The following is a 10,686-nucleotide window of genomic DNA, read 5'->3' as shown; positions in this document are numbered from 1 at the left end:
CAACCGGCTCACCCACCCCCGCGGCCACCTCCAGCTCCGCCTGGGCCGAAACGGCCTGTGGTACGCGTACGAGTCCGAGCCCGACCGCGACGACTGGTGGCCCCGCGGCACCCCCGATTCCGACCCGGTCGGCGCCCTGACCGGCCTCGGCACACCGAGCGGCCTCTGACTCCCGTCCGGTCACGACGGACGCCGGTCTCCGGTCACGACGGACGCCGGTCCGCGCAGCGGGCTCCCGGTGACGGCTTCGCCCCGCTCGCGGGTCCGGTGCCGCCACGGGACAGGACACTGGGCCACCATGCCCGGGGACCGATGTCGATCACCAGCGCGGGAACCAGGAACGAGCGGACCACGAGGGTGTCGAGCAGGACGCCGAAGGCCACGATGAACGCGATCTGGACCAGAAAGGCCAGGGGAATCACCATCAGCGCGGCGAACGTGGCGGCGAGTACCACCCCTGCCGAGGTGATCACTCCCCCGGTCGTGGTCAGCCCGCGCAGCACCCCCTGCCGATTGCCGTGGGTGAGGGCCTCCTCCCGTACCCGGGACGTCAGGAAGATGTTGTAGTCGACGCCGAGCGCCACCAGGAACACGAACCCGTACAGGGGCACCGACGCGTCCGTGCCGCTGAATCCGAGGAGGTGCTCGAAGACGAGCGCCGACACCCCGAGCGTCGCCAGGAAGTTGAGTGCGACGGTCGCCACCAGCAGGACCGGGACGAGCAGCGAGCGCAGCAGCAGTACCAGGATGAGCAGGATGATTCCCAGCACGACGGGCACGATGACCGTGCGGTCCCGGGCGGCGGTCTGCTGGGTGTCGTACTGCTGTGCGGTGTACCCGCCGACCAGCGCGTCGGCCCCGTCCACCGCGTGCACGTTCTCGCGCAGCCGCTCGATGGTCGCCTTGGCGGCGTCGCTGTCGGCCGCGGCCTTCAAGGTGGCCTCGACGCGGACACGGCCGTCGACGACGAGCGGCTCTCCGGCTCCCGGTCGCCCGGACGAGGAGACCGCACCGGCCGATGCCACGCCCTCGGTGTTCCGCGCCGCTGCCGTCACCTGAGCGGCGCGGTCGGCGTCGGCGATGATGACGGCGGGATTGCCGGATCCGCCGGGGAAGTGCTCGCCGAGCGTCTTCTGGGCGGCGACCGAGGGCGCGTCGTTCACGAAGATCTCGTCGAGCGGGACGCCCTTGGCGGACAGGGAGGGGGAAAAGGCGGCGAAGACGGCGAGGACGAGCGCGGTCACCACCCAGGTCCGGCGCGGCCGGGCGTCGACCCTCGCGGCGACGCGACGCCACACGCCGTGTCCCTCCACGGACGCGTCCGACTCCTTCGGCCGGGAGGGCCAGTAGGCGGTACGGCCCAGCAACGCCAGCGCGGCCGGAAGGAAGGTGAGCGCGGAGAGCACGGCGCACACGATGCCGATCGCGCCGACCGGACCGAGGGCGCGGTTGTTGGTGAGGTCGCTGGCGAGCAGGGCCAGCAGCGCGAGGGCCACGGTGGCCGCGCTGGCGGTGATCGCGCCGAACGACCGGCGCACGGCGGCCACCGCGGCCGCGGCCCGGTTTTTCCGCACGGCGAGTTCCTCGCGGAAGCGCGCGGCCAGCAGCAGCGCGTAGTCGGTGGCGGCGCCGATGACGAGGATGGAGAGGATGCCCTGCACCTGGCCGTCCACCCGCACCACGCCCCGGTCGGCCAGTGCGTAGACCACGGCACACGCGAGGCCCAGGGCGAGAACGGACCCGAAGGTGATCAGGAGCGGCAGCAGGACGCTCCGGTGGACGAGCAGCAGGATCAGCAGTACGGCGCCGAGCGCCACGCCCAGCAGAAGTCCGTCGATGCCCGCGAACGCGTCCGACAGATCGGCCTGGCTCGCCGCCGGGCCCGCGATCTGCGCCGTGGTGCCCGGCACGCTCCGTGCGGCCTCACGCACCTCGTCCAGGACGCCGGGCAGGTCGTCGCCGAGATCCGGCTTCAGCTGGACGACGGCCTGTATCGCCTGCCCGTCGCCGGAGACCAGGGCGGGCGACGGGGCGCCGACGACCCCGGGCCGCCCGGCGAGCGCGCCGACGACGTCGGCCGCCGCCGTCCGCTGGGCCTCGGTGACGCGGTTTCCGCCGGCCGTCCAGACGACGACGGCGGGCAGGGTCTCGGACTGGTCGAACGCTTCACGGGCCTTGAGCACCCTGGTGGATTCCGAGCCCTGTGGCAGGAACGCGGCCTGGTCGTTGGTGGCGACCTCGCCCAGCCTGCCCGCGTAGGGCCCGAGCGTTCCGCCCACGCCGAGCCAGACGAGCAGCAGGACGAGCGGGACGAGCCACCGGGCCCGGCGCGGTGTGGTTCTCATGAACATTCCCAAGCATCATTACGGCCGAGTAAGTCAACCATCGAGTATCTCAATGATTGAGTAAACATATACTGGGGGCATGTACAGGACCGAGGACCCCCCGCCCTCTCTTCCCGGGGACGACCCGACAGGGTTGCAGTCCTTCGCGGTCCTGCTGCGACGGATGAACGCCGAGTTCAACCGCATCGCTCACGAGTTCGCTCAGGCGCAGGGCCTGCACCTCACCGATGTGCAGGCCCTGATCGCGATCCTCGACGCCGACCCCGACGAGGGGCCCATGACACCCGGGCGGCTGCGCAGGCAGCTCGATCTCACCTCCGGCGCGATGACCGCGTGCATCGACCGGCTGGAACAGGCGGGTCACATCCGGCGCGTCCGTGCGGCCGACGACCGCCGCGTCGTGCACCTCCACTGCGCGGAGGCGGCCAGAGGCGTCGCCAGGGACTACTTCCAGCCCCTGGCCCGTGGCACCGACGCCGCACGCAAACGCTTCCGCCCCGAGGAACTGACGGTGATCACCCGTTTCCTCACCGAGATGAACCGGGAACTCGCGCTCCTGCGCTGCCGGACCCCCCGTTCGTGAGCGCCTGCGTCCTCTGCTCCCAGGGGCGCTGATGCTCGCCGCGCCACAACGCCCGGAGCGGCAGAGCCACGACCGCTGAGCGGTCCGCACGGGCCAGGACGCCTTGTGCGTGGGTGACCGGAAGGGACCCGGAACGGCATGGGCGGTCGCACCGGGGCCACCATGGAGGTACGCCAAGGTGTGGCGGACGTGAAGGAGGCCGCCATGGCAGCCGAACGCTCCTCGGCTCCGGCGATCACGGTCAGGGCGACCGGTGGCCGGCGGGCCGAGCTGATCCTCGCGGGGGACGTCAGGGCAGAGTTCCTGCGGGAACTGGAGAAACGGCTCGGGGCCCCGCCGCTGAGCGAGGCCGACGAGTGGATCGTGGACATGAGCGAGGTCACCGGCATCGACCTCGCGTGCGCCTACGCCCTGCTGCAGGCGGCCGAGCGACGGCCGGAGACCGCGACACTCACCGTTCGCGGCGCCCGGCACGCCGTGCAGCGGACCCTGCGTCACGCCGGGCTCGACGCGGTCGCCGTGATGGAGAAGTGACGGCCCCCGCGCGCGCGTCGGCCGCTTCGACACCCCGTCCATCCACTCCGTGCGCCTCTCCGCCCGGTGAACGTGCGGGCACGGGCACGCCGAGGGTGTGCCGGGGGTCCGCACAAGCCGAGCGAAGTGGAACGGTGGCAGAATATTTCGGTGACCGTTGTAATGTGGAGACATGACCCCGCGAACGACCCGTAGCCCGGCCCGGCACCGCTGGCCGGACGTACTCACCGTGGAGCGGGCCCGCCCCAAGGCGGTGCGGTCGCGGCCGAACGCCTGGTGGCTGGCCGTGGGCACGGTGTGCTTCGGGGCGTTCATGGGGCAGCTGGACGCGAGCATCGTCACGCTGGCCTACGGCGGTCTGCGCACCGATTTCCGCGCCTCGCTGGCGGCGGTGGAGTGGGTGTCGCTGGCGTATCTGCTGACCTTGGTGGCGCTGCTGGTGCCGGCCGGGCGGCTGGCGGACGCGCACGGCCGCAAGCTGCTGTACCTGTACGGGTTCGCGGTGTTCACGCTGGCGTCCGCCGCGTGCGGGCTGGCACCGTCGCTTCAGGCGCTGGTGGGCTTCCGGGTCGTGCAGGCGGCCGGGGCGGCGCTGATGCAGGCCAACAGCGTGGCGCTGGTGACCACCAGTGCGCCCCGCGAGTGGATGCGCAGCGCGCTCGGCGTGCAGGCCGCCGCGCAGGCACTGGGGCTGGCGCTGGGGCCGACGGTGGGCGGGGCGCTGGTGTCCACGCTGGGCTGGCGCTGGGTGTTCTGGGTGAACGTGCCGGTCGGGGTGATCGCGCTGGTGAGCGGGCACTATCTGCTGCCGCGTACCCGGGCCCGTACGAAGGTGGCGCACTTCGACTGGGCCGGCCTGGGACTTCTGGCGGTGGCCACCACCAGCGCGCTGCTCGGCGTGTCCGCGGCCTCCGGGCTGCCCGTGCCCGGATGGGGGGTGGGCCTGCTGTTCGCCGCGGCGGCCGTGTCCGGCTGGGGGTTCGTCCGCCGGCAGCGGCGGGCCGCCGCGCCGCTGCTGGACCTGGCCCTGCTGCGGGTGCGGGCCGTGGCGTTCGGGCTGGCCGGGGCACTGAGCGGTTATCTGGTGCTGTTCGGGCCGCTGGTCCTGGTGCCGGTCGTCCTGACCGCGCGGGGCTCCTCGGAGCTGACCGCCGGACTGGTGCTGACCGCGCTGCCCGCCGGCTTCGCGCTGGCCGCGACCGGAGGCGACCGGCTGTTGCCGCACTCCCTGACGGACCGCGGCAGGTGCCTGGCCGGAGCAGGCGTGTTCCTCCTCGCCATGGCCGCAATGGCGGTCGTCCCCCAGGGCGTCGCCTGGACGGCGGGTCTGCTGGCGCTGGCCGGACTGGGGCTGGGGACGTTCACTCCGGCCAACAACGCCATGATCATGGCCGCTGTCCCCGCGCGCTCGTCGGGCACCGGTGGCGGCCTGGTCAACATGGCCCGGGGCCTGGGCACGGCGCTGGGAGTCGCGTTGGTCACCCTCGCCCTGCACCTGGCGGCGGGCAGCGGAACCGAGACCGGAGCCCGGTGGTCCGCGTCGATCCTGGCGGGAGTCTCGGCCGTCGCCGTCGTCTCGGCCTGGCTGGGCCCGCGCGGAAACGGCCCGGGCCCGGAACGAGCGGTGGCCGGAAGCACGTAGGGCGGCATGGCGGCACGGCGGTCGCCAGGAACAGGGCCGCGTGGGCGTGCGACGTCCGGCGGTCAGGGCCTTCGGGCGCGGCCGGGGGCAGGCCGGTCGGCAGCCGCTGGACGGAGAAGCCGGTCGCGAGGACGGTATGGCTACCCTTGCCACATGTCCGCGCAGCCCCGCTCCCAGACGCCCCTTTCCCACCCCGTCGGCGAGGTGCCGGACGCCCGCCTGCTCACCGAGGCCGTCACCCGCCTGCGCCGCGCGCTCCGCGCCTCCATCCGGACCGACTACCCGTGGGAAACGCTGCCCATGGCCCAGGTGGAACTGCTGCAGGTGCTGGGCGAACACTCTCCCGCCCGCATCAGCGACCTCGCCGCCCGCCAGCGCCTGGCGCCGAGCACCGTCAGCGGACTGATCGGCCAGATGATCACCACAGGACTGGTCGCCCGCGAGGTCGACCCCGCCGACCGCCGCGCCTCCGTCGTCACCCTCACCGATGCCGGCCGTGACCAGCTCACCGCCTGGACCACCGCCCACGAACGCCGCATGGACGCCGCCCTCGCCGCCCTCGACGACACCGAGCGGTCCGCCATCGCCCTCGCCCTGCCCGCTCTCTTCCAGCTGGCCGAACACCTCGGCGAGCCCGGGGGCGGAACGACCGCGCAGCAGCCTTCCCGGCCGTGAACGGCCGAGCGTCCGCAGTCCGCTCCCCGGCCGACCGATACCCTGGTCAACTATGACATTCCGGTGGGAATGTCACGCGGCGGTGGGGCTCGCCGTACCCGAACCGCGGCACAGGTGCCGCCAACGGTCCCCTGCCGATTCGCCCAGGCGCCGGGAAGCAGGCAGAGGTGACGGCCGAGAAGACGACAGCCGGGCGGCCGGTGGGGATGCGGCCGTGGCGGTTCGTGATGTGGTTCGGCGCGGTCAGTCTGCTCGCGGATGTCGTGTACGAGGGCGCCCGTTCGGTCACGGGCCCGCTGCTGGCCTCGCTCGGGGCGTCCGCGCTCGTCGTCGGCGTGGTCACCGGGGCGGGTGAGGCGGCGGCGCTGGTACTGCGGCTGGTGTCGGGTCCGCTGGCGGACCGCACCCGCCGCTTCTGGGGCCTGGCGATCGCCGGATACGTGCTGACCGTGCTCTCCGTGCCGTTGCTGGGCGTGGCCGGGGTGCTGTGGGCGGCGTGCGTGCTGGTGATCGCCGAGAGGGTCGGCAAGGCGGTGCGTTCCCCGGCGAAGGACACCCTGCTCTCGCACGCCACGGCCGTCACCGGCCGAGGCCGCGGCTTCGCCGTGCACGAGGCCCTGGACCAGATCGGCGCGCTGGTCGGACCGCTGCTGGTGGCCGGGGTGCTCGCCGCCACCGGGGACGACTACGCCCCCGCCCTCGGGGTTCTGGCCGTGCCCGGGGTGGCGACGCTGGTGCTGCTGGTCTGGCTGCGCAGCCGTGTCCCGGATCCGGAGGCCTACGAACGCCGGATGGCGGCCGCCGAGGCGACGGCGGAGCAGACCCCGGCACCAGCACCGGCCGGCCGTCTGCCGACGGCGTTCTGGACCTATGCGGCGTTCACGGCGGTCACGACCACCGGCTTCGCCACCTTCGGGGTGCTGTCCTTCCACCTGGTCCACCGGCATCTGCTGACCGCCGCGTGGGTGCCGGTGCTCTACGCCGCCGCGATGGCCGTCGACGCGCTCGCCGCGCTGGCCACGGGCTGGCTCTACGACCGGCACGGTCCCGTGGTCCTGGCGGCGCTGCCGGTGCTGACGGCGCTGGTCGCCGTGCTGGCGTTCACCGACACCGTCGCGATCGCGGCGGCCGGGTCGCTGGTGTGGGGCGCGGCCATGGGAATCCAGGAGTCCACGCTGCGGGCCACGGTCGCGGACCTCGTCCCCACCGGCGGGCGGGCCACCGCCTACGGCCTGTTTGCCGGCGTCACCGGCTCGGCCGGTCTGGCCGGCGGCGCGCTGATCGGCGGCCTGTACGGCGTCTCGATCCCGGTGCTGATCACGGTCGTCATCGCGATCCAGGCCCTCGCCCTGGTGCTGCTGGCCGCGACGCGAGCCGGTCGCCGCTGAGCCCCACCCCTCACCGGACGTCAGGAAGAGAGCACCGGCGGCCACGCCGCATGGACGGTCAGGGGGACAGAGCCGCCACGCCACGACGCGGATCAGCCTCTTGCCGGCGAACTCCCCGGTTCCGGGCCGACCGGGCTCACGCCCGACCCCGGAGAGCTCGACACCGCCGAAGGACAGCCCGGCACCCTCGCCCGAGGCGGCACCCCCGAGCGGCACGGCGACCACTACGACGCACCGCTCCACGCCCCAGGCCCGGCCTCAAAGCCTCAGAGGCAAAAACGTGTCCCTTTGGTAGGTCTTTGGCTGGACTCCCCAGTCAATTGGAAGAATGGGATCCGCTTGTGATGAACAGGCAAAAGCGATGTAATTAACAATGCCGAGAATGCGCTCCAAGCCCTCTGCCCCGAGAGTTCGCCCTGCGTTTGTCTCGAACCGTTGACCCCTGAGTGTCGGGCTGATAGAAAGCCGTAGCAGCCACGGCTTTACCTGTTCGGGTAGAGCGCTTTTCAAAGTAAAGGCCATGAGGGGGATTTCGTGAGTTCGGTCGACAGGGCATCTTTGTCTGGAGTCCGCCCCAGGCTGCGCAATGATGTGGTGTTCCTGCGCGTCGACACGGGGATCTACCTCAGAAGTTCCGAAACCAGTTGCGTACTCAAGGGCCGCGGCGCCTATGAATGGATGTCCGTTCTCGGTCCGCGCATGACCGGAGAATGGAGCGTCGCCGAGCTGTGTGAAGGGCTCGACGAGAAACTGCAGCAGACCGCCGTAACGCTCATAAGGGCGCTGATTGACAGGGGTTTCGTGCGCGATGCCCCGCGCCTGGCCGGCGATGTCCTCCCGGAACCCGTTCTGGAAAATTTCACATCGCAAATAAATTTCGTCGAGCATTTTATGCACGCCGACGATCGGACCCCGCAGGAGCTCTTCGCCGGCTTCCGTGACTCCCGGGTCCTGGTCACCGGTCCGCCCAGCGACACAGCTGCGGCGGTGGTACGCGGGCTGCTGCGCAACGGCCTCGCCGAAGTCACCCTGGACACCTCCGTGTGGCAGGCCGACTTCGACGCCGACCTCGCCGACCTCGCCGGGGCGGGCGTCTCCGCCCGGGTCGTCGCGTTGCCCGGGACCCCCGGTGACCTCAGCGGGTACGACGTCGTCGTGTGTGTGGCCGACAGTTCGAACGGCGCGGCCCTGCTGGACCTCACCCGGCGGATCGTCGGCACGGCCGGTGAAGGGGGTCCGCGTCTGCTCCCGGTGGTGACCGGACCGGACCGCGCGGTCATCGGTCCGGTCTGTGGTCCCGCCGGGCAGCCGTGCTGGGTGTGCGCGCAGCTCCGGTTGTCCGCCAACACCGATCCGCGCCTGTCCGCAGACCTCTGGCAGGGACTCGCTCTCGGCCCGGTGGGTCCCGCCGCCCCGGCGCACGGCAGCGCGGTCGTCCAAGGCATGATCGGCAACGGCGTGGCATTCGACGTCTTCCGGCTGCGCACAGGACAACTCGACGCCGACGCGGAGGCGTACGCGGTGGTCCAGGACCTGGTCACGCTCGAGTCGTGCCGTGAGCGGGTACTGCCCCATCCGCGATGCCCCATGCCGCACCGCGAAGCGGCCCCGGCTGGTGACCACCTCGCCCCGCCCACCCTCGACAGCGAGTCCTACGAGCGGGCGGAGTCGCTGATCTCACCCCACCTGGGGATGTTGTCGGCCTGGACGGACGAGTCGGTCAAGCAGATCCCGCTCAAGACCGGACGCGTCAGGCTCGGCGCGGCCTGGTCACTCGCGGACGGGCCGCGGGAGATCACCGCTTTCGACGTCGACGTCCTCCTGCTCGCCCGGGCCCGGGCCGCCCTGTCCGCGGTGTCCACCTACGTCGGCCGGCTCGGTCCGCGCCGACGTGCCGACGACGTGGAACCCGCCGTGTCGGCCCTGGTGCCACCGGACCGTCTCACGGTGCACAGCGGGGTCGGCCCGATGGACTCGCACAGGCCGCGCACCTGGCTGCCGGCGGTCTCGCTGCACGACGGCAGCACGTGGTACGTCCCGGATGCCGCTGTCTACCCGCTCTCGTCCGCCAACACCAGCCTGGAGTTCGAACCGACCTCGTCCGGAGCGGCGGCCGCGTGGACCGTCGAGGCCGCACAGGAGCAGGGTCTGTGCTCGGCGCTTGCGTACCGCGCGCTGACCGGTGCGGTACGCGGGACCGCGCCGATCAGGCGACTGGACGAGACCCTGCTCGCCAGTGACGACGAGGTCCGGTTCGCCCTGGACAGCCTGCGGCACATCGACCGCCGTGCCCGCGTGTTCGCGCTGCCCGGTGCGGCACCCGCCTTCGCGGTGCTCGCCGTGGTCGACGGACCCGGCGACACGCCTCCGGACTGGGCGGTCGGCTCCGCTCTCTCCGCCCGTGCCGCGACGCGCGCCGCGGTGCTCGACGCGGTGGGCCTGGCCGTCACCCGGCACTACGAGGGCGCCCCTGCGGACCTCGGGGATCCGCTGCTCGCGGATTTCGACCCCAGGGTGCTCACCGATGACGGCACAGTGCGCGACTGGTCGTTCGACGAGTCGGAGGTGCCGGTGCGCGAGGCACTCGCCGCTCTCGCGGCGGACGGCACCCGGGCTCTGTTCGCCGACACCACCACGATCGATCTCGGGCCGACCAGGGGAATGGCCACAGGCACCGTGCTGCTCGCCGCGGAGTAGGCGACGGGAACCTCGTCGTGCCGTGGGCGGCGCCTCCGTGCCGCCCTTCACCGGAGCCCGCCCCCGGTGCGGCGGGCGTCCCGCGGACCCGGGACGAAGCTCCGGGCCGGGCGCGGCGCGACGGCGCCCGGACCCGGCCGCGTGACCACCCGGAAACCGGCACATGTCCAGGAGAGGAGGATCGCGATGGCCACCAGACCGAGGGACGGCCCGCACGTCAGGGAAGGCGCGGCACGAGGGACCGGGAAGACGACCGGCCCGGCGGCCGCGGAACCGGCCGCGCCCCGCGACCACCACCCCGGCTGCGGCAGTTGACCGGCCGTGCCTCGCTGGTGCAGCTGGTGCCCGCATCGGCAGCAGCCGCTCCAGCCGGCCACGGACGGTCGGTGCAAGAACCCCCTTACACGAAAGGAGGATTGGAAATGCCCATCGAGCTGAAGGACGAGCTGCTCTCCCTGGAGAGCGCGACGTTCGAGATCGAGGAGATGACCGACCCGGCGGACGTGGAGCTGGCCTGGTCCAGCAGCAGCTGCTCCACCAGCAGCTGCTGCTCCTGCTCCACCAGCAGCTGCTGCTCCTGCTCCACCAGCACCAGCTGACGCCGCTTCAATGAGCGCTGAACACGGCGCTCACCCGCCGTTCCGGCCCTGCACTACACGGTGACGGTCACGGCTGCTCACACGCCCGCCACGACAGGTGTGTGAGCAGCTGCGGCAGTGCTCCCCGCGTCCGGTGCCGGAAAGGCTCCCGGACCCGGCCGGGTCCGGGCCGGTCACGGGATATGAAACCGCATACCACACCTGAAGACGAAGAAACCTGCTC

Annotated in this window: 10 protein-coding genes; 8 read left to right on the top strand and 2 right to left on the bottom strand. The window is 72.2% G+C overall.

The window, feature by feature from the left end:
• Positions 1–203 precede the first annotated feature (203 nt).
• Positions 204–2,345: an MMPL family transporter gene (locus tag C1I97_RS06890; RefSeq protein WP_111002336.1), complete on the bottom strand. Its 2,142-nt coding sequence runs from the start codon at positions 2,343–2,345 to the stop codon at positions 204–206.
• A 79-nt stretch (positions 2,346–2,424) separates the two neighbouring features.
• Here C1I97_RS06890 and C1I97_RS06885 point away from each other — a divergent pair, with 79 nt between their 5' ends.
• The 5 genes from C1I97_RS06885 (at position 2,425) to C1I97_RS06865 (ending at position 7,167) form a co-directional block, all read left to right on the top strand.
• A complete protein-coding gene (locus tag C1I97_RS06885; RefSeq protein ID WP_181446610.1) occupies positions 2,425–2,928 on the top strand; it encodes a MarR family winged helix-turn-helix transcriptional regulator in 504 nt (167 codons plus the stop codon).
• Positions 2,929–3,132: 204 nt separating this feature from the next.
• Positions 3,133–3,462, top strand: a complete 330-nt coding sequence (locus C1I97_RS06880) for an STAS domain-containing protein (RefSeq protein ID WP_111002335.1) — start codon at positions 3,133–3,135, stop codon at positions 3,460–3,462.
• A gap of 172 nt (positions 3,463–3,634) precedes the next feature.
• On the top strand, positions 3,635–5,104 hold the full coding sequence (locus C1I97_RS06875) for an MFS transporter (RefSeq protein WP_111002331.1): 1,470 nt from the start codon (positions 3,635–3,637) through the stop codon (positions 5,102–5,104).
• A gap of 153 nt (positions 5,105–5,257) precedes the next feature.
• Positions 5,258–5,779, top strand: a complete 522-nt coding sequence (locus C1I97_RS06870; protein ID WP_111002330.1) for a MarR family winged helix-turn-helix transcriptional regulator — start codon at positions 5,258–5,260, stop codon at positions 5,777–5,779.
• Positions 5,780–5,946: 167 nt separating this feature from the next.
• Positions 5,947–7,167, top strand: coding sequence for an MFS transporter (locus C1I97_RS06865; protein ID WP_258382454.1), 1,221 nt, complete (start codon positions 5,947–5,949; stop codon positions 7,165–7,167).
• A gap of 258 nt (positions 7,168–7,425) precedes the next feature.
• On the opposite strand, the gene C1I97_RS39720 is transcribed toward C1I97_RS06865, so the two are convergent.
• The gene (locus C1I97_RS39720; RefSeq protein WP_181446609.1) at positions 7,426–8,064 is read right to left on the bottom strand and encodes a hypothetical protein; all 639 of its coding nucleotides are present in this window, start codon (positions 8,062–8,064) and stop codon (positions 7,426–7,428) included.
• On the opposite strand from C1I97_RS39720, the gene C1I97_RS06860 reads away from it, so the two are divergent.
• The 3 genes from C1I97_RS06860 (at position 8,059) to C1I97_RS39715 (ending at position 10,463) form a co-directional block, all read left to right on the top strand.
• Positions 8,059–9,864: a TOMM precursor leader peptide-binding protein gene (locus tag C1I97_RS06860; protein WP_181446608.1), complete on the top strand. Its 1,806-nt coding sequence runs from the start codon at positions 8,059–8,061 to the stop codon at positions 9,862–9,864. The two genes, C1I97_RS39720 and C1I97_RS06860, sit on opposite strands and share 6 nt — an antisense overlap.
• Positions 9,865–10,050: 186 nt before the next feature.
• Complete coding sequence (locus tag C1I97_RS41205) at positions 10,051–10,179, top strand: hypothetical protein (RefSeq protein ID WP_258382453.1); 129 nt, start codon at positions 10,051–10,053, stop codon at positions 10,177–10,179.
• 107 nt (positions 10,180–10,286) lie between these two features.
• The gene (locus C1I97_RS39715) at positions 10,287–10,463 is read left to right on the top strand and encodes a hypothetical protein (protein ID WP_181446607.1); all 177 of its coding nucleotides are present in this window, start codon (positions 10,287–10,289) and stop codon (positions 10,461–10,463) included.
• The last annotated feature ends 223 nt before the right edge of the window (positions 10,464–10,686 follow it).

This window comes from Streptomyces sp. NTH33 (genome assembly GCF_003236365.1).
GTDB lineage: Bacteria > Actinomycetota > Actinomycetes > Streptomycetales > Streptomycetaceae > Streptomyces.
This window is presented reverse-complemented; position numbering and strand designations above follow the sequence as displayed.

Excerpts from the sequence above, each read along its gene's own strand:
- C1I97_RS06885 (WP_181446610.1), top strand. The coding sequence starts at position 2,425 with ATGTACAGGACCGAGGACCCCCCGCCCTCTCTTCCCGGGGACGACCCG.
- C1I97_RS39715 (WP_181446607.1), top strand. The coding sequence starts at position 10,287 with ATGCCCATCGAGCTGAAGGACGAGCTGCTCTCCCTGGAGAGCGCGACG.
- C1I97_RS06860 (WP_181446608.1), top strand. The coding sequence starts at position 8,059 with ATGCACGCCGACGATCGGACCCCGCAGGAGCTCTTCGCCGGCTTCCGT.
- C1I97_RS06875 (WP_111002331.1), top strand. The coding sequence starts at position 3,635 with ATGACCCCGCGAACGACCCGTAGCCCGGCCCGGCACCGCTGGCCGGAC.
- C1I97_RS06880 (WP_111002335.1), top strand. The coding sequence starts at position 3,133 with ATGGCAGCCGAACGCTCCTCGGCTCCGGCGATCACGGTCAGGGCGACC.
- C1I97_RS06870 (WP_111002330.1), top strand. The coding sequence starts at position 5,258 with ATGTCCGCGCAGCCCCGCTCCCAGACGCCCCTTTCCCACCCCGTCGGC.
- C1I97_RS06890 (WP_111002336.1), bottom strand. The coding sequence starts at position 2,345 with ATGAGAACCACACCGCGCCGGGCCCGGTGGCTCGTCCCGCTCGTCCTG.
- C1I97_RS41205 (WP_258382453.1), top strand. The coding sequence starts at position 10,051 with ATGGCCACCAGACCGAGGGACGGCCCGCACGTCAGGGAAGGCGCGGCA.